18 protein-coding genes are annotated in these 24,085 nt (G+C 64.2%); 11 read left to right on the forward strand and 7 right to left on the reverse strand.

Translation table 11 applies throughout. From position 1 onward, the window contains the following. Nucleotides 1-82 precede the first annotated feature (82 nt). Nucleotides 83-1,168: a CaiB/BaiF CoA transferase family protein gene (locus OEW28_RS17700; RefSeq protein WP_263736123.1), complete on the forward strand. Its 1,086-nt coding sequence runs from the start codon at nt 83-85 to the stop codon at nt 1,166-1,168. Between the two features lie 10 nt (nt 1,169-1,178). Here OEW28_RS17700 and OEW28_RS17705 read toward each other — a convergent pair whose 3' ends face one another. From OEW28_RS17705 to OEW28_RS17715, 3 genes are all read right to left on the reverse strand, one after another. After that, nucleotides 1,179-3,221 carry an ASKHA domain-containing protein gene (locus tag OEW28_RS17705; protein ID WP_263736124.1) on the reverse strand — a complete coding sequence of 681 codons (2,043 nt, stop codon included), beginning with the start codon at nt 3,219-3,221 and terminating at the stop codon, nt 1,179-1,181. Nucleotides 3,222-3,306: 85 nt separating this feature from the next. Continuing rightward, on the reverse strand, nt 3,307-4,482 hold the full coding sequence (locus OEW28_RS17710) for a CaiB/BaiF CoA transferase family protein (RefSeq protein ID WP_263736125.1): 1,176 nt from the start codon (nt 4,480-4,482) through the stop codon (nt 3,307-3,309). A 91-nt stretch (nt 4,483-4,573) separates the two neighbouring features. Continuing rightward, the gene (locus tag OEW28_RS17715; RefSeq protein ID WP_263736126.1) at nt 4,574-5,314 is read right to left on the reverse strand and encodes a DsbA family protein; all 741 of its coding nucleotides are present in this window, start codon (nt 5,312-5,314) and stop codon (nt 4,574-4,576) included. 173 nt (nt 5,315-5,487) lie between these two features. Here OEW28_RS17715 and OEW28_RS17720 point away from each other — a divergent pair, with 173 nt between their 5' ends. The 5 genes from OEW28_RS17720 (at nt 5,488) to OEW28_RS17740 (ending at nt 12,620) form a co-directional block, all read left to right on the forward strand. Further along, entirely contained in the window at nt 5,488-6,630 is a 1,143-nt protein-coding gene (locus OEW28_RS17720; RefSeq protein ID WP_263736127.1) for a pyridoxal phosphate-dependent aminotransferase, read from the forward strand. Nucleotides 6,631-6,681: 51 nt separating this feature from the next. Further along, nucleotides 6,682-7,902 (forward strand): N-acetylmuramoyl-L-alanine amidase, encoded by a 1,221-nt coding sequence (locus OEW28_RS17725; protein WP_263736128.1) that lies wholly within the window; start codon nt 6,682-6,684, stop codon nt 7,900-7,902. Between the two features lie 88 nt (nt 7,903-7,990). Next, on the forward strand, nt 7,991-10,543 hold the full coding sequence (locus OEW28_RS17730) for a penicillin-binding protein 1A (protein ID WP_263736129.1): 2,553 nt from the start codon (nt 7,991-7,993) through the stop codon (nt 10,541-10,543). Between the two features lie 92 nt (nt 10,544-10,635). Next, nucleotides 10,636-11,763, forward strand: a complete 1,128-nt coding sequence (prfB, locus tag OEW28_RS17735) for a peptide chain release factor 2 (protein ID WP_263736130.1) — start codon at nt 10,636-10,638, stop codon at nt 11,761-11,763. A gap of 77 nt (nt 11,764-11,840) precedes the next feature. Continuing rightward, entirely contained in the window at nt 11,841-12,620 is a 780-nt protein-coding gene (locus OEW28_RS17740; protein WP_263736131.1) for a DUF2189 domain-containing protein, read from the forward strand. A gap of 52 nt (nt 12,621-12,672) precedes the next feature. On the opposite strand, the gene OEW28_RS17745 is transcribed toward OEW28_RS17740, so the two are convergent. From OEW28_RS17745 to OEW28_RS17760, 4 genes are all read right to left on the reverse strand, one after another. After that, entirely contained in the window at nt 12,673-13,167 is a 495-nt protein-coding gene (locus tag OEW28_RS17745) for a bactofilin family protein (RefSeq protein WP_263736132.1), read from the reverse strand. Next, complete coding sequence (locus OEW28_RS17750) at nt 13,157-14,482, reverse strand: M23 family metallopeptidase (protein ID WP_263736133.1); 1,326 nt, start codon at nt 14,480-14,482, stop codon at nt 13,157-13,159. Before OEW28_RS17750 ends, OEW28_RS17745 begins: the two co-directional genes overlap by 11 nt. Before the next feature lie 143 nt (nt 14,483-14,625). Then, entirely contained in the window at nt 14,626-15,465 is an 840-nt protein-coding gene (locus tag OEW28_RS17755; protein ID WP_263736134.1) for a ferritin-like domain-containing protein, read from the reverse strand. Nucleotides 15,466-15,532: 67 nt separating this feature from the next. After that, nucleotides 15,533-15,994 carry a peroxiredoxin gene (locus OEW28_RS17760; RefSeq protein WP_263736135.1) on the reverse strand — a complete coding sequence of 154 codons (462 nt, stop codon included), beginning with the start codon at nt 15,992-15,994 and terminating at the stop codon, nt 15,533-15,535. Between the two features lie 92 nt (nt 15,995-16,086). On the opposite strand from OEW28_RS17760, the gene OEW28_RS17765 reads away from it, so the two are divergent. The 5 genes from OEW28_RS17765 to lpdA all read left to right on the forward strand — a co-directional run bounded on the left by OEW28_RS17765 (nt 16,087) and on the right by lpdA (nt 24,079). Then, nucleotides 16,087-19,377, forward strand: coding sequence for a YhdP family protein (locus OEW28_RS17765; protein WP_263736136.1), 3,291 nt, complete (start codon nt 16,087-16,089; stop codon nt 19,375-19,377). Next, nucleotides 19,374-20,420, forward strand: a complete 1,047-nt coding sequence (queA, locus tag OEW28_RS17770) for a tRNA preQ1(34) S-adenosylmethionine ribosyltransferase-isomerase QueA (RefSeq protein WP_263736137.1) — start codon at nt 19,374-19,376, stop codon at nt 20,418-20,420. The genes OEW28_RS17765 and queA overlap by 4 nt, the downstream gene beginning before the upstream one ends. 284 nt (nt 20,421-20,704) lie before the next feature. Then, nucleotides 20,705-21,958, forward strand: a complete 1,254-nt coding sequence (locus OEW28_RS17775) for an MFS transporter (protein WP_263736138.1) — start codon at nt 20,705-20,707, stop codon at nt 21,956-21,958. Nucleotides 21,959-22,014: 56 nt separating this feature from the next. Continuing rightward, nucleotides 22,015-22,587 carry a DUF924 family protein gene (locus OEW28_RS17780; RefSeq protein WP_263736139.1) on the forward strand — a complete coding sequence of 191 codons (573 nt, stop codon included), beginning with the start codon at nt 22,015-22,017 and terminating at the stop codon, nt 22,585-22,587. Between the two features lie 115 nt (nt 22,588-22,702). Continuing rightward, complete coding sequence (gene lpdA / locus OEW28_RS17785) at nt 22,703-24,079, forward strand: dihydrolipoyl dehydrogenase (protein ID WP_263736257.1); 1,377 nt, start codon at nt 22,703-22,705, stop codon at nt 24,077-24,079. Nucleotides 24,080-24,085 lie beyond the last annotated feature (6 nt).

The raw sequence follows: 24,085 nt of genomic DNA on the forward strand, positions 1-24,085 counted from the left end.
CGGCGTCGAAAGCTGGACTGGAATCGCTGTCTCGAATGTCGCTAGTTTGCGCGTCACAGGTGCCGCAGGACAGGAGGACCTTGTGTCAGGGCCGCTGAGAGGACTAAGGATCATCGAGATAGCCGGTCTGGGCCCCACGCCCTTTGCCGCGATGACGCTGGCAGACATGGGGGCAGAGGTCCTGAGGATCGAACGACCCGGAAGCGCGCACATCTTCGGCCTGAACTACGAGGTGCTAAACCGGGGGCGGGGATTTGTAACCCTTGATCTTAAGGACGCGGACGGTCGGGCCATGGCGCGGCGGCTGATCCATCGCGCGGATGGGCTTGTCGAAGGACTGCGCCCGGGCGTGATGGAGCGGCTGGGGCTTGGCCCGGACGACTTTCCGGACAACCCGCGTCTTGTCTATGGCCGCATGACCGGGTGGGGACAGGCGGGGCCGCTTTCGCAGACCGCCGGCCACGATATCAACTACATCGCGCTGACCGGGGCGCTGCATGCGATTGGAACGGAGGAACGGCCTGTGCCGCCTCTGAACCTGCTGGGCGATTTCGGCGGTGGTGGGATCTACCTTGCGTTCGGCATGGTGTGCGCGCTGTTCGAGGCTGCACGCTCGGGTCGGGGGCAGGTCGTCGATGCCGCGATCACGGACGGAGTGGCGCATCTGTCGGCAATGATCCGAACGCTGCTGGCGGGCGATGCCTGGGCCGGTGGGCGCGGGCGGAACCTGCTGGACGGCGGAGCGCCCTACTACGGTACGTATCGATGCAAATGCGGGGGCTTCGTCGCGCTTGGCGCCATCGAGGAAAAGTTCTGGATGTCGTTCCTGACCATCGCCGGGCTTGATCCGGCTTCGCTGCCCGATCGCCACGATCCGGAGAAGTGGTCCGACCTGCGCGCCTTGCTTGAGGCGCGTTTCATCTCGCGCACGCGCGACGAATGGGCGGCGCTTGCAGAGGGCAGCGATGCCTGCCTGACCCCAGTACTTGATCTGGCAGAGGCGCCCGGCCACCCACACAACGTTTCACGCGAGACCTTCGTAAGCCACGAAGGTGTGACACAGCCCGCGCCCGCTCCCCGACTTTCGCGGACGCCGGGTGAGATTGCCGAGGGATCGCAAAAACGATCCCTCGATCCCGAACAGGTCCTGGCAAAGTGGGGGGCGTGACGGTCGGGCGTCAGCCACGCCGCCGCCTGCGCCCGCCCTCGGTCCCGCCGCCCGATCCGCCGGTGTTGAAGCTGACATCGGGCAGGGTGACCACCTTCGAAAGCTCCGGGAAGGTGTCGACTGCGTGCGGCATCGCGTTCGCGGCGACGAAGTGTTCCTGGAAGCGCGGCTCGATCGCGGTTTCGACCTTGTGGATGCGCTTGACCTCGTCCTCGATCGCGGCGCGGGAGCCGACGTTGCACAGCGCGATGCGCGCGCCCGTTCCGGCCGCGTTCCCGGCCGAGGTTACCTTGTCCAGCGGCACGTCGGGGATCATCCCCAGAACCATCGCGTGCTTGGGGCTGATATGCGCCCCGAACGCGCCGGCAAGGACGACGCGGTCGACCTTGTCGATCCGCAGTTCGTCCATCAGCAGGCGCGCGCCGGCGTAAAGCGCGGACTTCGCAAGCTGGATCGCGCGGATGTCGCCCTGGGTGACGCTGATCAGGGGGCCGCCAGTGGCGGTCCCGTCATGCAGGACGTAGGCGTTGGTGCGCCCGGTGGCCACGCAACGCGGCGTGCCCGTCTGTTCGGCCGAACCGATCAGCCCGCCAGCATCGACGATGCCCGCCATGCGCATTTCGGCGACGACCTCGATGATGCCGGAGCCGCAGATCCCCGTGATCCCGGTGCCGGTGGTGGCGGCGGAAAAGCCCGGATCGTCCGACCACAGGTCGCTGCCGATCACGCGGAACCGCGGTTCCTTGGTGACGGGATCGATCTCGACCCGTTCGATTGCGCCCGGCGCGGCCCGCTGGCCGGCACTGATCTGCGCGCCCTCGAACGCGGGACCGGTGGGCGACGAGCAGGCCAGAACCCGGTCCTTGTTGCCGCAAAGGATTTCCGCGTTCGTGCCGACGTCCACGATCAGCACCATGTCCTCGGACTTGTTCGGCTCTTCCGACAGCGCGACGGCGGCGCAGTCCGCGCCGACGTGCCCGGCGATGCAGGGCAGTATGTAGACGCGCGCATGATCGTGGATCGCGCCCAACTCAAGTTCGCTGGCGGACAGGGACAGGCTTTCCGACGTGGCCAGCGCGAAGGGCGCCTGGCCAAGTTCGACCGGGTCGATGCCCAGAAGAAGGTGGTGCATGACCGGGTTGCACACAAAGACCGCCTCGACGATCTGGCGCGGGTCGATGCTGGCTTCGGTTGCGATGGCCTGGGCAAGGCCGTTCAGCGCATGGCGCACGGCCGAGGTCATCTCCCTGTCGCCGCCCGGGTTCATCATCGCGTAGCTGACCCGGCTCATCAGATCCTCGCCGAAGCGGATCTGCGGGTTCATGAGGCCCGAGGAGGCAAGAACATTGCCGTTGCGCAGGTCGCACAGATGCGCGGCGATTGTGGTCGAGCCAAGATCGATCGCCAGGCCGTACAGCCGGCCTTCCCAGTAGCCCGGCCAGATGTCGATGATGCGGGGCCTGCCGCGATGGTCCTTGTGAATGGCGACGGTGACCTTCCATTCGCCCTTGCGCAGGATCGGTTGCAGCCGGCCCAGAAGGACGGCGTCGGCCTCAAGCCCCTCGATCTGCCACTGTTCGCGCAGCGCGTCGGACAGGCGCTGAAAGTCGCCCGAAGGTTCGTGCATGTCGGGCTCTGAAACCTCGACGTAATAGGCGTGGGTGGCCGGATCCATCGTGATGTCGCGCTGTGTCGCGGACTTGCGGATGACCTGGCGGTGAACCTGGCTTTCCGGGGGCACGTCGATGACGATGTCTTCCATGATCTTGGCCTGACATCCCAGGCGCCGACCTTCCTTTAGCCCGCGGATGCGGTCGTAGCGCGCCTCGACCTCGTTCCATTCGGAAAGCGCGCCCTGGCTCACGGTGACGCCGTGCTTGGGGAATTCGCCATATCCCGGCGTGATCTGGCACTTGGAGCAGATGCCGCGCCCGCCGCAAACCGAATCGAGGTCGACCCCCAGCTGACGCGCAGCCGTCAGGACGGGCGTGCCTACGGGGAAGCGACCACGCTTGCCCGATGGGGTGAAGATCACAAGCGGCTGGTCGGTCATAGGGAAACTCCGGGTGTTCCTGATGCGCGGTGCTACCATAGGCAAGGAACCGGCGGCGGCAAGGTCCGTTCGCGGCGCGTCAAGGTCAGCGTGCGTCAGGCGCGCGGAATTCCCGCTCTGACAGCCATCGCAGGATGGCGTCGCGGTCCCCGTCAAGGCTGGGCGAGGGCTTGCGCGCCGAGGGTTCGGCAATGCCCGTCATCTTGACGGGATTACCCGCCGCAACGAAGGTGGGCCGTCCCTCTGGCGCGCTAACCGGCAAGACCATGTTGCGCGCCAAGACCTGCGGATCGGCCAATGCCTCGGCCATGTTCTGGACGCGGCCCGTCGGCACACCGTGTGCCTCAAGCGTCTCGATCCAGTGTGACCGGGGCAGCGTCAGTGTGACCATCTCGATCAGACGCTTGAGAAGATGGACGTTTTCGCAACGATCCGCGTTGGTGGCAAAGCGCGGGTCGGCGGCAAGCTCGGGCTGGCCCAGTGCCGCGCACAGCCGCGCGAAGATCGCGTCGTTCCCTGCGGCGATCACGAAGAATCCGTCCGAAGCGCGATAGGTCGAAAAAGGTGTGATCGTGGGATGTCGTGCACCTGTCGGGCCGGGCGGTTTGCCCGTGGCGGTGGTTATGGCAATCGCGTGTTCCTGGATCACGATCTGCGCATCCAGCATCGAGATATCCACCTTGGCGCCCTTGCCTGTGCGGTCGCGTGCCAACAGCGCGGCCAGGACGCCCTGCACCAGGTACATCCCGGCCACGATGTCGCCGATGGAAGCGCCGACCCGGACCGGACTGCCGCCTTCCTCGCCGGTGATGGACATGACGCCGCCGCGCGCCTGCACAACCATGTCATAGGCTGGCTTGCCCGCCTCGGGGCCCGTGTGGCCGAAGCCCGAGACCGCCCCGTAGATCAGCGATGGGAAGCGTGCGGACAGCTCGGCCCAGCCATATCCCAGCCCCTCCATCGCGCCGGGACGAAAATTCTCCAGGATCACGTCGGCCTGACCCAGCAGGCGTTCGAAGACGGCCCGGTCGGCTTGGGATTTGAGATCCAGCGCGATCGACTTCTTGCCGTGGTTGAGCGCGGCGAAATAGGCGCTTTCCCCGTCCTTGAACGGGGGGAAGGCGCGCGTGTCGTCGCCGCTTCCGGGGCGTTCGACCTTGATCACCGTCGCGCCGAAATCGGCAAGCTGGGTTGATGCGTAGGGCCCGGCAAGCACATGCGTCAGGTCGATGACGACGATTCCGTCAAGCGGCGCGTGCATGAAATCCTCCGTATCGGCTGGCTCGAACCTAGCCCCGGCCAGCTGTTACGCCATGATCCAGATCAGTCGCGCGGCGACCGGGCCAACGTGATTAGCCACGCTCCTCGGAGACAATTCCCTGCATTGCCTCTAGCGGCGCGTAGCCCCGCAGAAGCTGATCCCCGATGACGAACGAGGGCGTTCCCGCAATCTGCAGCCTTTGCGCAAGAAGGTGGTTGTCCTCGATGATCTTCGTGACCTCGGCATCGTTCATGCGGGCGACGATGGAATCAGAATCCAGCCCGAGGTCGTCGGCGAAACTGCGCAGGGACGCCTCCGTCACGTCGCCACGGAAACTTTCGTAAAAGCCGGCGCTGATCTTGGCATAGGCCTCGTCGCCCGCGACAAGGCGCGCCGCGATCGCAAAACGCGACGCAAGCGTCGACTGTTCCCCCAGGATCGGGAACTCCTTGATGATGAAACGGATGTTGCCGTCCGACGCGATCAGCTCGGCCACCGCGCCGTGCGCCTTGCGGCAATAACCGCAGCGGTAGTCAAGAAACTCGACCACCGTGATGTCGCCCTCGGGATTGCCGCCGACAAAGCTGTAGCCGTCGTTGAAGATGTCATCCGCATTCGCCGCGACAAGCGCCTTGTCGCCCTCGGCCTGGGCCTGGGCGTTGCGCTGTTCCAGTTCGTTGATGACCTCGACCAGAACTTCGGGATTGGCCAGCAGGTAGCTGCGCACCTCGGCGCCGAAAGCCTCGCGTTCGGCATCCGACATGGCCGAGATGTCGAAGGCAAGGGCAGGTTGGGCGGCCAAGAGGGCGCAGGCGAAGGCAAGGCGTTTCATCGGGTCTTCCTGTCGTCGGGCCATCTGGCCGGTTGTGGATGCCACGCATGACACAAGCCAGCCGACGCGCAAGGGGACTTTACGCCGCGGACGGGACCGGGCCATTGACCTTGACTGCCCGGGCTGGAATGTACGGGCATTATAAACTTGGCGGCCACAATAGGGACGTTTTCATGCGGGCTTCAAGACGGGGATCGGTCGATCCCTTCATTGTGATGGATGTTCTTGAGGCCGCACGCGCGGCGGAAGCTGGCGGACGTCACATCATCCACATGGAAATCGGGCAGCCTTCGACGCCCGCGCCATTGGCAGCGCGGCGCGCGCTGGCCGATGCGATGGAGGCCGATGCGTTGGGATACACCGTAGCGCTAGGCGTGCCTGCATTGCGCGCGCGCATCGCGCGGCTCTATCGGGACTGGTACGGCGTCGATCTGGACCCGGCGCGGGTGGTTGTAACGTCGGGGTCGTCCGGGGCATTCCTTCTGGCCTTCACGGCGCTGTTCGACGCGAGCGAGAAGGTCGCCATGGGTGAGCCCGGCTATCCCTCATACCGGCAGATCCTGAAGGCGCTGTCGCTGCAACCCGTCGGGATTCCGACGCGGCTTGAGGACCGCTACCAACCCCGCGCCGAGGATCTTCCCGATGATGTCGCCGGGCTGATCGTCGCGTCTCCCGCGAACCCGTCGGGCACGATGCTTTCCAAGCCCGCGCTGGAACGCCTGATAGCCGCCGCGCATTCGCGTGGCATCGCCTTCGTGTCGGACGAGATCTACCACGGACTGCAGTACGAGGGCCGCGCGGTGTCGGCGCTGGAAGTCAGCGACGACGTCTATGTGGTCAATTCCTTCTCAAAGTACTTTTCCATGACCGGTTGGCGTGTCGGCTGGATGGTCGTGCCGCAGGACCATATCCGCCTGGTCGAGCGTCTGGCGCAGAACATGTTCATCTGCCCTCCTCATGCGAGCCAGGTCGCGGCCCTTGCCGCGCTGGATTGCATCGATGAGCTTGAGGCCAATCGCGCAGCCTACGCCAAGAACCGAAGGCTGATGCTTGAAGGGTTGCCGAAGGTCGGTTTCACCCGGATCGCGCCACCCGACGGCGCCTTCTACATCTATGCCGATGTGTCGGACCTGACCCGGGACAGTCGAGTGCTGGCGGCCGAGATCCTTGAGGGGGCGGGGGTCGCCGTCACTCCGGGGCTCGATTTTGATCCGGTTCGGGGCGCGCATACCTTGCGCTTTTCCTATGCAGGCGCCACCGCGGACATCCGCGAGGGGCTGGACCGACTCGAACGGTTCATGGCCCGTCGCGGCTGAGATTGCGTGGCGCCGCCGGAGCGCTATGATCAAGCGAAAACGGCGGGCAGGATGCGTCGACTTCTGGGAATGCTATTTGCGGCGCTGATGCTGGCGCCGATGACCGGCGGCCTTGTTGCGGGCGAGCTGACGGCTCTTGCCCGGCTGGATCCGACGGCATCATCGGTCGCAGACAGTGCAGAGGGGCTGGGCATCGATCTGACGATCGACCAGCCCGTGCCATACCGTGTCTTCTTCCTTGCTGATCCGCCGCGCGTCGTCGTCGACTTCCGCGAAGTCGAATTCGCCGCCGCCAGCCCAGCGGCGCTTGACCGCAGCGCGCGCGTGCGCTGGCTTGGCTTCGGGCCCTACCGCGAAGGCTGGTCGCGGCTGGTGGCAGAACTTGACGGACCCTACAGACTGCAAAGTGCGGCAGAACCCAGAGTGGGCGGCGGCGCGCGCATATCACTCAGGCTTGTTCCAACCTCGGCTGAGGATTTCGCCGCCAGCGCGGGCGCGCCGGAAGATCCCGACTGGGCGGTGCCGGAAGCCGCGCCGGTCGAACTGCCCAAGCGGCGGCAGGACGGTTCCCGGCCGCTGGTCGTGGTGCTTGATCCCGGCCACGGCGGGCTGGATCCGGGGGCCGAGGCCGGCAATCTGCGAGAGGCGCATCTGACGTTGTCGTTCGCGCGGGAACTGGCCGAGGTGTTGCGCCGTGACGGCATGATCGTCGAATTGACGCGGGGCGACGACAGTTTCGTTCCGCTTGAATCCCGGATCTCGATCGCAAGGGCTGCGGGGGCGGATCTGTTCCTGTCGCTTCATGCCGACGCGCTTGAGGAAGGGATCGCAACCGGTGCCACGATCTACAAGCTGGCCCTTGACGCCAGCGAGCGCGCGGCCGGTCTTTTGGCCGAACGCCACGACCGTGCCGATCTTCTGGCAGGGGTCGACCTTGTGAACCAGGACGACGTGCTGGCGACGGTCCTGATGGACATGACCCGCCTTGAAACGACGCCGCGGACCGACCGCCTCGCCGCAAGACTTGCCGAGGCGATCGCCGGGGCAGGCATCCGGCTGCATCGCCACCCCGTCCAGGAGGCCGCGTTTTCCGTGCTGAAGGCCCCGGACATTCCTTCGGTCCTGCTCGAGTTGGGCTTCATGTCCTCTCCCGCGGACCGCGAGCGTCTGGTGGATCCCGTGTGGCGCGCCGCCATGGCCGAGGCGATCCGTGCCGCCATCGCCGAGTGGGCCGCCCAGGACGCTGCAGAGGCGCGCCTGGTCCGAAAGTGACCCGGCAGCATTCCGCCACCTCGGGAAGTTGTTTTGACCCCGTACCTGCGAGGATGTATAGAATGGCGAGTTTTTCGAAGGGCTACGCGTGATCCGATTTCTGTTTTCCACTGTCGGGGGTCTGTTCAGCTGGATCATCACCGGCTTGTTCTTTGGCGCCCTGACCCTGGGCGCCGTGTTCTGGTTCTATGGGCGCGATCTGCCCAACCACGAACAGCTGACGCAGTACACGCCCAAGACCATCAGCCGCATCTATTCCGGCGAAGGACGCATCATCGACGAATTCGCCGATGAACGGCGCATCTACGTTTCGATCGAAGAGGTTCCTGATCTTGTCAAACGCGCCTTCATCTCGGCCGAAGACAAGAATTTCTATACGCATCAGGGCTTTGATACGCGCGGCATCGCCGCTGCCGTGTGGGAGGCTGTCAGATCCCGTGGCAAGAACGTGCGCGGCGCCTCGACCATTCCGCAGCAGGTTGCCAAGAACTTCCTTCTGTCGGGCGACAAGACGGTCGAGCGAAAGATCAAGGAACTGATCCTGTCCACGCGGCTGGTCGAGACCCTGTCACGCGACAAGATCCTGGAGCTTTACCTGAATGAGATCTTCCTTGGCCAGAACAGCTACGGCGTTTCGGCCGCGGCTCAGACCTACTTCAACAAGACACTGAGCGAACTTGCCCCGCACGAGGCCGCGACCCTCGCCGCGATGCCCAAGGAACCGTCGAATTTCCACCCGGTGCGAAATCGTGACCGGCTTCTCGAGCGGCGCAACTATGTGCTCAGAGAGATGTGGCAAAACGGCTACCTTGATGAATCCACCTATCGGGCCGAGAAGGACCAACCGCTCAGATCCGTCCAGAACGGGGATTTCCCGGCATTCCGCGAGGCTTTGCCGCCGCGCGACTATTTCACCGACGAGATCCGCCGACAGCTCTCGAAAAGCTTCGGAGAGGAAGAGTTCTTTTCCGGCGGCCTTTCGATTCGCGCGACTGTTGATCCCGCCATGCAGAAGGAAGCCGCCGCTGCATTGCAGGAGGCGCTGGAAAGCTTCGACCGCAAGCAGGGCATCTGGCGCGGAACAGGCAGGACGCTGACGACCCAGGAAATCGAGGACGAGGACAGCTGGCGCACTGCACTCGCCCTGGTTGATGTGCCGCGCGACATTCCGGGATGGCATCCGGCGGTGGTGCTTTCGGTTGGCGACAACGCCGCGCGGATCGGCATCGAGGGCGTCAAGGACGACGCGGACGGCCATTGGATCCCGGCCGAGGACGTGACCTGGGCGCGCAAGCGCCAGTCGGACGGAAAGCTGGGCGCGAAGGCCAAGGTCGCCGGTGACCTGGTTTCGACGGGCGACGTCGTCATGGTACAAGAGCTTCTGAACGAGGACGGCAGCTTTGCGCGCTGGTCGCTGCGCCAGGTTCCGGTGGTTCAGGGCGGCTTCATGGCGATGGACGTCAACACGGGTCGCGTCATCGCCATGCAGGGCGGCTTTTCCTATCAGTCATCGGTCTTCAACCGCGCGACGCAGGCGCAGCGGCAGCCGGGTTCGTCCTTCAAGCCCTTCGTTTATGCCGCCGCTCTGGATTCCGGCTTCACGCCCGCCACGATCGTTGTCGATGCGCCGATCGAGGTCGACACACCGCAGGGTCTTTGGCGTCCCAAGAACGCGTCGAACAAGTACTATGGCCTGACGCCTCTGCGCACCGGTATCGAACAGTCGCGCAACCTGATGACGGTTCGCGTGGCCCAGGAGATCGGGATGGAGACCGTGGCAGGCTACGCGGAACGCTTCGGCGTCTACGATCACCTGCAGCCCTTCCTGGCCAACGCGCTTGGGTCGCAGGAAACCACGCTTTACAAGATGGTTGCCGCCTATGCGATGTTCGCCAATGGCGGCGAACGCGTGGAGCCGACGCTTGTCGATCGAGTCCAGGATCGCTGGGGGCGCACGGTTTACCGCCACGATCAGCGCAGCTGCCTCGATTGCGACAAGCAAAGCCTGCCTGCGGGGCGGGCGCCCGCGATCCGGTCGGACCGCGAAAGGGTGATGGACGCGATCACCGCCTATCAGTTGACCTCGATGCTGCAGGGCGTGGTGACGCGCGGCTCGGGCTCGGGCGTGCGGCTTCCGGTTCCGGTCGCCGGCAAGACCGGTACGACGAACGACGCCAAGGATGTCTGGTTCATCGGTTTCACCTCGAACATCGTGGCGGGCTGCTACATGGGCTATGACCAGCCCCGTACGCTGGGGGCGGGGGCCTATGGCGGCACGCTTTGCGTTCCGGTGTTCAACGCCTTCATGAAGAAAGCCGTCGAAAAGTTCGGCGGATCGCAGTTCAAGGTTCCGCCCGGCGGCCACTTCATGAACATCGACCGCTATACCGGCGAACAATTGCCACCGGATGTTTCGGGGGACTTCGTGCAGGCCGAATACTTCCGCGACGGGGTCGTACCGATCTTCGGTCTTGGTGCATTGGTCGACGGCGGCTTCGGTGTGACGCAGAACCTGCCGCTGTTTGCGCGCGGTGAAACCGAAGACGAAACCGGCACCGCGGTCACGACATCCACGGGTGAAACCGTGGTCATTCCCAACAAGGCAGACTTCGGAACCTTGAATTCGGGCGGACTGTACTGACAATGAGGGGAACAAGCCGGCGCCGGCCGCCCTTGCCCGGGCGAGGCGCCTCGGCTATCACCCGTGCCGATACGTGAAGGAAGGAACGGCCGATGCGCGCCGAAACGCAGAATACTGTCGAAGCGATCAAGAAGTCGTTGAAGCTTCTGGGCCAGCGGATGGATTGGGAAACCGCCCCACACCGCCTGGAAGAATTCAATGCGATGATCGAGGACGGCGACCTCTGGTCGGACCCTGCGCGCGCCCAGAAGCTGATGCGCGATCGGCAGATGCTGATGGATGCGGTGGAAACCTACCGCAAGATCGATCGCGACCTTACAGACAACGTCGATCTGATCGAACTGGGCGAGATGGAGGACGACGCCGAGATCGTCTCCGAGGCGGAAGCCAGCCTGAAGTCGCTGCGGGAATTCGCCGCCGCCAAGGAGCTTGAAGCGCTGCTGGACGGAGAGGCGGACGGCAACGACACCTTCCTTGAAATCAACGCAGGCGCGGGCGGCACGGAAAGCTGCGACTGGGCGTCGATGCTTGCGCGGATGTATGTCCGCTGGGCCGAGAAGAAGGGCTACAAGGTTGAACTGATCTCGGAAAATCCGGGCGAAGAAGCTGGTATCCGTTCCGCCGCCTACAAGATTTCCGGCCCCAACGCCTATGGCTGGCTCAAGTCGGAATCCGGCGTGCACCGGCTGGTTCGCATTTCGCCCTATGACAGCGCGGCGCGCCGACACACGTCTTTTTCCTCGGTCTGGGTCTATCCCGTTGTCGACGACAACATCGAGATCACGATCCCCGACAATGAAATCCGTATCGACACTTACCGGTCGTCGGGCGCGGGTGGTCAGCACGTCAACACCACGGACTCGGCCGTCCGGATCACACACCTGCCGACCGGCATTGTCGTGACCTCGTCCGAAAAGTCCCAGCACCAGAACCGCGCCAACGCCATGGCCGCGCTGAAATCGCGGCTCTACCAGCTGGAGCTGGACAAGCGGAACGCCGAGATCAACGCCCAGCATGCCGCCAAGGGCGAGGCGGGCTGGGGCAACCAGATCCGCAGCTATGTGCTTCAGCCCTACCAGATGGTGAAGGACCTGCGTACGAGCTGCGAGACATCTGACACCCAAGGTGTTCTGGATGGCGATCTGGATGCCTTCATGGCCGCGACCCTTGCCATGGACGTCGCGGGCAAGAGCCGGGCGGAGGCGCAGGCCGACGGCTGATCGCCCCCAAATCCGGCGCTTGTCAGATGGGCCGGGTCTGTCTTAGCCTTCCCTTCGCGTGCGAGGGAGGAGTGCACATGATGGACGTTACCGCGGGTCCCGATCCATTGCCCGAGATCCGTTCCGCGAAGATGGATGATATCGCCGATGTGTTGAAGGCGGGATGGCGCGATTTCCTGCGCACGCCGCTGTTCGGGCTGTTCTTCAGCGCGGTCTACGTCGCCGGGGGAATGATGCTCTGGCGCATCTACTCAGCCGCAGGACAGGAATGGTGGATCGCCCCGCTTGCGGTCGGGTTTCCCCTGATCGGTCCTTTCGCGGCGGTCGGCCTTTACGAGATCAGCCGCCAGCTTGAGGCGGGAGCGAAACCGACGTGGAAAGCGGTCCTGGGGGTCGTCTTTGCCCAGAAGGACCGACAGATCCCGGCGATGGCGGCGGTCATCATCGTCTTTTTCCTGTTTTGGGTCTTCGTCGCGCATGCGTTGTTTGCGCTTTTCGTGGGGCTGCGCGCCTTCAGCGGCTCCATGAGCCTGTTCGAGGTGTTCCTGCAAGGAAGCGGGCCGATCATGCTTCTGATCGGGACGGTGGTCGGGGCGGCGTTTTCCACCGTGCTCTTTTCTATCTCGGTCGTCGGTCTGCCGCTATTGCTGGAGCGCGAGGTCGATTTCGTGACCGCGATGATCCACTCGGTTCAGGCGACCCTTGCCAACCTTCGCGTGATGGCCGCCTGGGGCGCTGTCATCGCGGGAGCGCTGTTCCTTGGAATGCTTCCGATGTTCCTGGGGCTGCTGATCGTTCTGCCCGTGCTGGGTCATTCAAGCTGGCACATGTACCGCCGCCTTGTGCAGACGCAGTGAAAAGAAAAGGGGCGCCTGATGGCGCCCCGGAACCTAACCGACCGCTTGCGGCTTACTTCGCCGCGACGGGCGCCGCCTTGGCTGCGCCGGAGCCGCCCGAGATCGGGTCGTCCTGCCGCTGGACAGAGCCTTCGAAATGCGCGCCGCTTTCGATGGCGATGGTCTTGTGGATGATGTCGCCTTCGACCCGGGCCGTGGCGGTCAGGCGCACCTTCAGCCCGCGCACGCGACCGACGACGCGGCCGTTGACCACGATGTCATCCGCGACGATCTCGCCCTTGATGGTCGCGCTTTCGCCCACGGTGAGCAGGTGCGCGCGGATGTCGCCTTCGACCGTGCCCTCGACCTGGATGTCGCCCGTGGTCTTGAGGTTTCCGACCACGGTCAGATCCGCGGACAGGATGCTTGCCGGGGGTTTCGCCTTGGGCGCGGAGGTTGTGAATTCGTAGGCCGGCTTTGTGGCAGCCGCTGGCTCGCTCGGCCGCGGGGCTTCGCTATCCGGGCCGGTTTTCGTGCCAGGCTCATTGATCCTGCTTTTAGAAAACATTTTTTCCTGCCTTGATGTAGGTCATCGGATTTACCGCCTTACCGTTCACGCGCACTTCGTAGTGCAAATGCGTCCCGGTCGAGCGACCAGTATTCCCCATAGCACCGATCTTTTCCCCGCGCGAGACTTTTTGGCCCTTCTTTACGTTGATGGCCGAAAGGTGCCCGTACCGGGTTTCAAGCCCGAAGCTGTGGCGGATCGTGACCAGGTTGCCGTATCCGCTTTCAGGTCCGGCGTGCACGACAACGCCATCCGCAGTGGAGTAGATCGGGCTGCCATGAGCCCCTGCAAGATCGGCGCCCTCGTGCATCCGTCCCCACCTGCGCCCGAAGGGTGAAGTGAAGCGGAAGGAGGTGTTGAGCGGCATCGCGAAGGGAAGTTTCTCGGCTGCGATCCGGTACATGTTCATCCTGTCCAGGCCGTCCAGGATCGCGTTGGCCCGCGCATGGTCAGCGATGGCGCCAGCGTTTGTCTCGTCTTCGGGCAGCGGAGGCAGGAGCGGGCCGATGGGGCCGCCCTGGCCGGAATAGCCTTGCCGGATCTGATCGATAAGGTCGTCCGGATCCATCCCAGCGGCCGTGAACATCTTGTCAAGCGGCTCCATCGAAACGGTGACCGCATCCTCAAGTCGCGAGAAGATTTCGGCATGACGCTCTTCCAGCAAGCGCATCTCGTAGGCCACGGTCTGGGTTTCCTGCCGGGCGCTGTCGGCGACGTCCGCCATGCTGTCGCGCTCCTTGGCGGTTTGGTCCAGAGCGGCGGTCAGGAAGGAAAGCGCGCCGGAAACGTCCTCGATGTCAGGCGTTTCGCTTGCCGTCTTGGCTTCGCCCGTCTTTGTCAGTTGCGCGACCTGCATCCGGGCCGCGTCGCGTTCCTTCATCGTGGACTTGAGCGTGGACTGGATCACGCCGATCCCGGTTTCCAACTCGTTGCGGCGCTCTTCCGAGGTCAGAAGGGCAGCCTGCATCTGCGAAACCTGCCCAAGGGCGATGGCGAAGCGTTCCTGCGCCGCCGCGGCTTCGGCGGCCCGTAGGTCACGCTCGCGCGACATCTCGTCCAGCCGGCGTTCATAGGTCGCCTGCTTCTGCTGCGCCTGTTCGCGACTGCCGCCCGCACCGATCGACTCCATCACGACGATCGAGGTGGCCACCACGGTCCAGGCCAGCAGCAAGGCTATGCCCGAAAGGACGACGGCCTGCGTCACCGGCTTCAGCCGAATGAACCGCGTTTCGGTGTCGGATTTCAGGAACAGGCGCTGTTCCGGTAGGCGGCGTTCAAGAAACGCGTGAACGCGATGTGCAAGTCGTGCCGGCAAGCGGTTCGTCCTCAGTTCAGCAGCATCCCCAGTGTTCCGCCCCTTCAGGGTCTGGAAGCGAGTGAGGGATTAGCAATCCGTTCCCGATGCCGCAACACTTTTGCGCGACTGATATATGACGGTGGCAGGAAGACGCCGACGGCTCAGGGCGCATCGGGCCGGAACGCAGGAGGATAGTCCTCTGCGAGTGGCCAGTAGAAGTCGGGTGGCAAGCCGGCTTCGGCCCGTTTCTCTTCGTTGAACGGAGGTTTCAGAGCGCCGTGGAAAAAGCGCCGGACCAGCGCGTGGAACGTGTCCTTGGGATCAAGATTGTCGCGCCCGCACAGGAAGTTGAACCACTTGGCGCCGTAGGCGACGTGGCCCACCTCTTCTGCATAGATGGTTTCGAGCGCGGCGGTGGCCGCAGGGTCCTGTGCCTTGCGGAAGATGTCGATCATGCCGGGCGTGACGTCAAGCCCGCGTGCCTCAAGCACCATTGGAACCACCGCAAGACGCCCCAGCAGGTCGTCGGCGGTGTCCTCGGCGGCGCGCCACATGCCGGCATGGGCGGGAAGCGCGCCATAGTGACTGCCCATGTCTTCAAGACAGTCGCACAGAAGATTGAAATGTTTGGATTCTTCGTCCGCCGCCTTTACCCAGTCGTCGTAGAACCCCATTGGCATCGACACATGAGCGAAGCGCGCGATTATGTCCCAGTGCAGATCGACGGCGTTGAGTTCGATATGCGCAAGGGCGTGAAGAAGCGCGATCCTCCCATGCGGCGATCCGGGCCGGCGGCGCGGCACCTCGCGCGGCGGCAAAAGCTCTGGCCGGTCCGGGCGCGCGGGCCTGTCGGGCGGCGTCGCCCGGCCGATCGGAAACGCCTGGCCCGCCTTGCGCGCGGCGAACCAGTCCGCGGCATGTGCGTGCGACAGCGCGGTCTTGGTCCGCCCGTCGGCGGTGCGCAACACCTCATCGGCGCGCTCGGCCAGGCTTTTCGTCATCACATCCCCCGCGGTTCCGATGCCGAGGGGATGCCAGAGCGGATCGGCGCCCGCAAGGTGCCCTGCGTCAAAGTGCCCTGGCCGCCGCCAGAACGTCCTCGGCGTGTCCGGCGACTTTCACCTTGGGCCAGACCTTGGCGATGCGCCCATCCGCTCCGATCAGGAACGTCGCGCGCTCGATGCCCATGTAACTGCGCCCGTACATGGTCTTCTGAACCCAGACGCCGTAGCGTTCGCAGGTATCGCCTTCGGCGTCCGAGGCAAGGATGATCCCCAGACCGTGCTTGCGACAGAACTTGTCGTGGGCTGCGACACTGTCCTTGGAAACGCCGATCACGGTCACGCCCGCAGCTTCGAAATCAGGGGACAGACGGGTAAAATCCATCGCTTCGGTGGTGCAGCCAGCGGTGTCGTCCTTCGGATAGAAGTAGAGGACGACAGGCTTGCCCGCATGGTCGGCAAGTGAAATCTTGCCGCCACCATCGCGTGGCAGGTCAAAAGCGGGGGCGACGTCGCCGGTTTCAAGCATTTTTGCAATCCTTTGCCGGTGGATACCACTATATGTTTTAATCGCTGCCCGGCGAAGTTAAAGGGGGGCAGCAAGGGGGCTGCCAGGCGGAAATGAGCAAAGCAAAAAGCAAACCGGTCAGACGGCATCTGCGCTGGTCTGCGCGTGCGCTGCTGTTTCTGCTTGTAACCGTCATGGTCTTCGGCGGTGCGATCCTCGCGCTTGGTCTGTCCGGCCAGCGCATCGCCGCGCCCGGCTGGGTGGTCGCGGCGATCGAGGATCGCGCGAACACCGGCCTTGCCGGCCGTGCTTCGGTCCGGCTCGGATCGGTCGAGGCCGTGGTCGAGGCGGGCTTCGTGCCGCGCATCCGTGTCGTCGATGTCGAGCTGTTTTCCTCTCGCGGGCGGCAGCTGGCCACCTTGAGGAGCGTCGGCGCAAGCTTCTGGCCGCGCCCGCTTCTTGAGGGCGTCATCCAGCCGCGCAGCCTGCGCCTGACCGGCGCGCGGCTGGCGCTCAGGCGCACGGCCGAGGGCAGTTTCGACATTTCATTGCCAGAGGCGGATGTGGCGTCGGGCAATGCGCTTAGCCCTGCGCAGATCCTGGACGAGGTCGATCGCGCCTTTGGCCTGCCCGCGCTGCGCGGGATCGAGAGGGTCGAGGTCAAGGACCTGTCGATCAACTTCGATGACCAGCGCGCAGGTCAGTCCTGGACCATCGCGGACGGGCGCATGTCGCTGACCCAGCATGCCGCGCGACTGGCGTATGACGTGAATTTCTCGGTCGAGGGGCCGGGTGGAAGGCCGGCGCAGGTGGAGCTGTCGCTTTCGACCGAAAAGGCCAATTCCGAAGCCGGTATCATCGCGCGCATCACCGGCGTTTCGGCGCAGGACCTTGCCGCGCAGTCGCCCGCGCTGTCGTGGCTTTCCGCGCTTGAAGCCCCGATCTCGGGCGCTCTGCGTACGGGGATCGACCGCAACGGCGTGGTTCAGGTCATGCAGGCAGAGCTTGACATAGGTGCCGGCGCCGTGAAGCCGCGCCCGGATGTCGCGCCGCTTCCCTTCGACAAGGCACGCGTGGCAATGTCCTACACGCCCGCGCACGCGCAGCTTGATTTTACAGATATCGCCATCGAAAGCCCCTCGCTTACCGCGACCGGCGACGCCAAAGCCTGGCTTGAGGGGATGGAGCGCGGCTTCCCCCGATCCCTGGCGGTGCAGGTTCACATGAGCCGCTTGGCCGGAAACCCCGAGGGCATCTTCGCCGCGCCCCTGGTGTTTGAAAACGGGCTGATGGATTTCAAGTTGTTGCTTGATCCGTTCCGCGTGACGCTGGGTCAGCTGACTCTGTTCGACCAGGGCCAACGGATCACCGCGACAGGAACGGCCGAAGCGGCTGCCGAAGGCTGGAACGTCGCGGTGGACGCCGAGATGGCGCAGCTTGGCGCGCGACGGCTGGTAGAGCTTTGGCCGATAGCCTTCGCCAACAAGACTCGATCCTGGTTGTCGGACAACCTGCTTGCGGGCGAGGCCTTCAACGCGCATGCCGCGCTGCGGATCAAGCCCGATCAGGAGCCCGTGTTCAACCTGGGGTTCGAGTTCCGCGAAGCCCAGGCGCGGTTCCTGAAAACCATGCCGCCGATCGCCGGGGGCGCGGGATATGGCACGCTGGACAACACGCGATTTTCGCTTGTGGTCGAAAAGGGCAGCGTTCGCCCGCCCGAGGGTGGAGACATATCGATCGCCGGATCGGTCATGCGCGTCGACGATATCCGGGTGAAGCCCGCGACCGGGATATTCGATCTGAAGACCCAATCCAGCCTGACGGCGGTGCTTTCGCTTCTGGACCAGAAGCCGCTTGAAGTGATGAAGAAGGCCGAGCGCGGGGTCGACCTGGCTTCGGCGCAGGCGCAGGCGGAACTGCGCATGGAGATTCCCTTTCTCAAGCATCTGTCGATTTCCGACATCACGTATGATGCGCGCGCCCAACTTCGGGACGTTCGGTCTGACCGGGTTGTGGCGGGAAAGGAACTGTCGGCTGATCGGCTCTACGTCACTGCCAACAAGGCCGGCGTCGCTGTTTCGGGTGCGGGAACCCTGTCGGGCGCACGGTTCGACGTGACCTGGCGCCAGAGATCATCAGCCGAGGAAAATGGCCAGAGTTCCGTCTCCGGGACGGTCGAGCTTTCGCCCACGTTCCTGAAGGCCTTCGGGCTGAATCTGCCGCAGGATGCCTTCGCGGGGCGAGGCAGCGGTGAGATCGCGCTGGACCTGAACAAGGGGGCACCGACCCGCTATCGACTGACTTCGGGATTGGCCGGAATATCCATGTCCCTGCCTTCGGTGGGATGGTCAAAGTCGCCCGACGCACAGGGACGTCTGGACGTGTCCGGTGTACTGGGCAGCCCAACGACGGTCGAAGCGCTGGAGCTTGAGGCATCGGGCCTTGCGCTGACGGGCGATGTAACGATGGCGCAGGATGGCGGCATGGAAAGCGCGCGCTTCCAGAAAGTTTCCCTGGGTGGCTGGTTCGACGGCTCGCTTGAGTTGCTGGGGCGCGGCAAGGGCCTGGCGCCGGCGATCGTGGTCACCTCGGGGACGGCTGACCTGACGCGGGCCGAGCTTGGTGGCAACGGAACGGAGGGTGACGGAAGGGGCGGCGGAGCATCGGGACCGGTGTCGGTATCCCTCGATCAGTTGCAGGTGACCGAGGGGATCCGGCTGACCCGTTTTCGCGGTGACTTCACGGATGAGGGCGGCCTTTCGGGTCGCTTCACCGGCCTTGTGAACGGGGAGGCGCCTGTTACGGGCGCCATGGTGCCGTTCGGGGGGCGCTCTGGCTTTCGCGTCAGGTCCGACGATGCGGGCAGCACCATGCGCGCCGCTGGTGTATTCACCAAGGCGCGGGGTGGCACGCTTGACCTCGTGCTGCAGCCGACGGGCGAAAAGGGATACTTCTCCGGTACGGTCGAGATGTCGGGGATAAGGGTCGTGGACGCCCCGGTGCTGGCCGGGCTTCTGGATGCCGTGTCTGTCGTCGGCCTGATCGACCAGCTCAATGGGCCGGGTATCATGTTCAACAAGGCGTCGGGGCGCTTCCGCATGACCCCGGACGCGGTCGAGATCGTCGAAGGCGCGGCGACCGGCGCTTCGATGGGCATATCTGTTGCCGGCGTATACCGCTCCGACACCAAGGAGATGGACTTGCAGGGAACCATATCGCCGGTTTACCTGCTGAACGGAATCGGGCGGATCGTTTCGAAGAAGGGCGAGGGGCTTTTCGGCTTCAACTACACGATGAGGGGACCCACATCCGCGCCGCGCATCCGGGTCAATCCGCTTTCCATCCTGACCCCGGGCATGTTCAGGGAACTTTTCCGTTCAGATCCGCCGACGATAGAAGAATGAAACTGACAGACTTCGATTTCGACCTTCCCGAGGCGCTGATAGCGACCCGCCCCGCAAATCCGCGAACGTCTGCGCGACTTCTTGTGGCAGAGGACGACGCGATCGCGGACAGGCATGTCTGTGACCTGGTCGATCTGCTGCGCACAGGGGACCGGCTGGTTCTGAACGATACGCGCGTGATCCCCGCGCGACTTTCCGGCACGCGGTCCCGCGAAACGGGGCAGGGCACCGCGGTCGCGAGGATAGAGGCGACACTACTTGAGCCGAAGGCGGGGGGCACCTGGGTCGCGCTTGTCAAACCTCTTCGAAAGCTGAAGGAAGGGGAGGAGATCCGCTTTTCCGATCGCCTGTCGGCGCGCGTCGCAAGCATCGCCGAAGGTCAGGCCGAATTGGCCTTCAACCTGCAAGGGGAGGACTTCGACGCGGCTCTGGCAGAGGCTGGGGATATGCCCCTGCCACCCTACATCGCTTCGCTGAGGGCACCCGACGCCCGCGACAAGACCGACTATCAGACGGTCTGGGCGCGCCATTCGGGCGCGGTGGCGGCACCCACCGCATCGCTGCACTTCGACGAGGCGCTTCTGCAGGCGCTTGCGGCCAAAGGCATCAACTTTACCCATGTGACGCTGCATGTGGGCGCGGGCACCTTCCTTCCGGTTAAGGTCGAGGACGTGACGACCCACCGGATGCACGCGGAGTGGGGCGAAGTAACCGCGAAGGCGGCGGAGGAGATCAACGCCACCAAGGCTGCCGGGGGCAGGGTGATCCCTGTCGGCACCACGGCGCTGCGCCTGATCGAGACGGCCGCGCGTTCCGGGCGGGTGGAGCCTTGGCGCGGCCCCACGGATATCTTCATCTATCCCGGTTTCCGGTTCCATGTGACGGACGCGCTGATGACGAACTTCCACCTGCCCAAGTCCACGCTTCTGATGCTTGTCTCGGCGTTGATGGGCATGGAGCGGATGCGCAGGGTCTATGCCCATGCCGTCGCTTCGGGTTATCGTTTCTTTTCATACGGGGATGCGTCCCTTCTGATTCCGTAAGAGCCGGGGGTGCCGCCATGACCGATCTTCCGCTCGAGCCCGCCTTGGCGGGGCCTATTGCCGAAGTCATTTCCACGTCGGCGCGCAATCGTGGCTTGCGCCCTGTCGCGTGCCGCCTCGGTCGCTTAACTCCGCTAGCGTTCGATCCTGTTCCGGCCCGGCTTGCGTCGCGGTCAAATCCATCCCATTAGCCGCTGCAATTGCGGGCGGACGGTGTCGCCGCCCCTCTGAACAAGAAGCGGTCCTGGGGCCGTCCGCGGCGAAAGAAGAATACCGGAGATAACATGCTGACCGTGCTTCGCAATTCCTGGGCCCTGCTGTTGGGTATGATGCTCCTGATGATCGGAAACGGTGTGCAGGGCACCTTGCTGGGTATCCGCGGCTCGATCGAGGGATTCAGCACCACACAGATGTCCTACGTGATGTCGGCCTACTTCCTGGGCTTCCTGTTCGGGTCGCGCATGACCCCCGACATGATCAGGCGGGTCGGCCATGTCAGGGTCTTTGCCGCTCTGGGGTCGATGATCTCGGCTGTGCTGGTGGCGTTCGCGGCCGCGCCGGACTGGATGATCTGGGTGGTTCTCCGCGTGCTGATCGGGTTTTCCTTCTCGGGCGTGTACATCACCGCCGAAAGCTGGCTGAACAACGCCTCTTCCAACGAGACGCGCGGGCAGGCGCTATCGCTATACATGATCATGCAGATGCTCGGAATCATCGCGTCGCAGGCGCTTTTGAACGTTGGCGATCCTTCGGGTTATTTCCTGTTCGTCATCCCCTCGATCCTCGTCTCGGTCGCCTTCACCCCGATCCTGCTGTCCGCAAGCAAGGCGCCGGCGTTCGAACTGACGAAGCCGCTGAGCTTTGTCGGTCTTTATCGAACCTCTCCGCTGGGCTGCGTCGGCATCTTCATACTGGGCGGGGTCTTTTCCGCACAGTTCGGGATGGCGTCGGTCTGGGGCTCCGCAGTCGGCTTGAGCGTTCGGGACCTGTCGATCTTTGTCGCCAGCATCTACATCGGCGGGCTGGTCGCGCAGTATCCGATCGGATGGATGTCGGACCGAATGGACCGGAGAAAGCTGGTCTTCGCGTTGTCGGCCTTCGGCGCCGTCGCAACCGGGATCCCCTTCGTGATCGACGCCAGCTACATCGTCCTTGTGCTGATAGGCGCGCTCATGGGCGGCGTGTCCAACCCACTTTACTCTTTGCTTGTAGCCTACACGAATGACTTCCTGGATCCGTCGGACATGGCCGCGGCTTCTGCCGGGCTGATCTTCATCAACGGCGTGGGCGCGATCGGCGGTCCGATCCTGACTGGCTGGATCATGGCGCAACTGGGCCCGGACGCGTTCTTCCTGTTCATCTCGGTCCTGTTCGGCGCCATGGCGGCCTACGCAGCGTGGCGCATGACGCGCCGTGCAGCGCCTGCGGCCGATCAGACGGGCGCATTCACTCCGCTGGCGCCGACAGCATCCGCCGTGGCCATCGAGGCGGCGATCGAGGCGCGCGCCGAGCCCCATCACGCCGAGCAGGCGGAATAGCACTGGTCAAGCGTGGATTTGCCTGCCAACCTTCCCGAAAGGAAGGGAGAGCGTGCATGAACGAGGCGCAGGAAGTCGTCCGCTTCTGGTTGGAAGAGGTCGGACGCGATGGCTGGTACACCGCGAACGAGGACGTCGACGAAAAGATCCGATCGAACTTCGGATCGTTGTGGGAACGGGCACGGGACGGCGCCCTGCTGGATTGGTGCGAGACGCCGGAAGGCACGCTTGGCTATCTGATCCTGACCGACCAGTTCCCGCGCAACATGTTCCGTGGCGACCCCAGAGCATTCGACACGGACGCGGCCGCGCGTGCGGTCGCGCGGACGGCCGTGGGCCGCGGTCAGGACCTGATGATAGACGAACCGCAGCGCGTCTTTTTCTACATGCCTTTCGAGCATTCCGAGCAGATGGAGGATCAGGACTTCGCGGTCGATCTGATCTCGCGCAACCTTCCCCGTACTGGCGAAGGCTTTGCGCTTCACGCCCGCGCGCATCGGGAGGTGATACTCCGCTTCGGGCGTTTCCCGTTCAGGAACGAGGCATTGGGGCGCGTGTCGTCGCCTGATGAGCGGGCGTTTCTGGAATCGGGCGGCTACGGTGCCATCGTGCGTGCACTGGAATCCTAGTCATGCGCGTGCCGCAAGGCACCCATCCTTTCTGGCGATTGCTCTCGTCCGAAAGATAGTTTAATGGCAAACTACTTTTTCTGAGGGAGGAAAGACCGTGGCGCAAACGTTCGACATGATCGTGATCGGGGCGGGGCCGGGCGGCTATGTGGCTGCGATCCGGGGCGCTCAGCTGGGACTCAAGGTCGCGATCGTGGAACGCGAACACCTCGGCGGCATCTGCCTCAACTGGGGCTGTATCCCGACGAAGGCGCTGCTGCGTTCCGCCGAGGTCTTTCACTTGATGCATCGCGCCAAGGAATTCGGGCTCAAGGCCGACGGCATCGGTTATGATCTGGACGCGGTGGTCCAGCGGTCGCGCGGTGTTGCCAAGCAGCTTTCCGGCGGCATTGGCCACCTGATGAAGAAGAACAAGGTGACGGTCTTCATGGGGGCTGCCACGCTGCCCAAGAAGGGTGTCGTGAGCGTCAAGACGGACAAGGGCACCGAAGACCTCACCGCCAAGGCGATCGTGCTGGCAACCGGCGCACGCGCCCGCGAACTGCCGGGGCTTGAGGCTGACGGGGACCTGGTCTGGACCTACAAGCACGCGCTGATGCCCAAGCGGATGCCCAAGAAGCTCTTGGTGATCGGCTCGGGCGCGATCGGGATCGAGTTCGCCTCGTTCTTCAACACGCTTGGAGCGGACACCACCGTCGTCGAGGTGATGGACCGCGTGCTGCCGGTCGAGGACGCGGAAATCTCTGCCTTCGCCAAGAAGCAGTTCGTCAAGCAAGGCATGAAGATCATCGAGAAGGCGATGGTCAAGAAACTTGACCGGAAGCCGGGCGTGGGCGTCACCGCGCACATCGAAAAGGACGGCAAGACCGAGACGCAAGAGTTCGACACCGTCATCTCGGCCGTGGGGATCGTCGGAAACGTCGAGAACCTTGGGCTTGAGGCGCTTGGCGTGAAGGTCGACCGCACCCACGTCGTGACGGACGAATACTGCCGCACTCAGGTCGAGGGGCTTTTCGCCATCGGCGATATCGCCGGCGCGCCGTGGCTTGCCCACAAGGCCAGCCACGAGGGCGTGATGGTCGCGGAGCTGATCGCCGGGCAGCACCCCCATCCGATCAAGCCGAATTCGATCGCCGGCTGCACCTACTGCCACCCGCAGGTCGCGAGCGTCGGCCTGACCGAGGCGAAGGCGAAAGATGCGGGATTCGAGGTCAAGGTCGGCCGCTTTCCCTTCATCGGCAACGGCAAGGCCATCGCGCTTGGCGAACCGGAAGGGCTGATCAAGACCGTCTTCGATGCCAAGACCGGAGAGCTTCTGGGGGCCCACATGGTCGGAGCCGAAGTCACCGAACTGATCCAGGGATATGTCGTCGGCCGCACCCTTGAGACGACCGAGGGCGAGTTGATGGAAACCGTATTCCCGCACCCGACACTATCCGAAATGATGCACGAGGCGGTTCTGGACGCCTATGGTCGGGCGCTGCACATCTGAACGAAA

Origin of the sequence: Albidovulum marisflavi (assembly GCF_025751435.1) — a bacterium.
Classification (GTDB): Bacteria; Pseudomonadota; Alphaproteobacteria; order Rhodobacterales; family Rhodobacteraceae; genus Albidovulum; species Albidovulum marisflavi.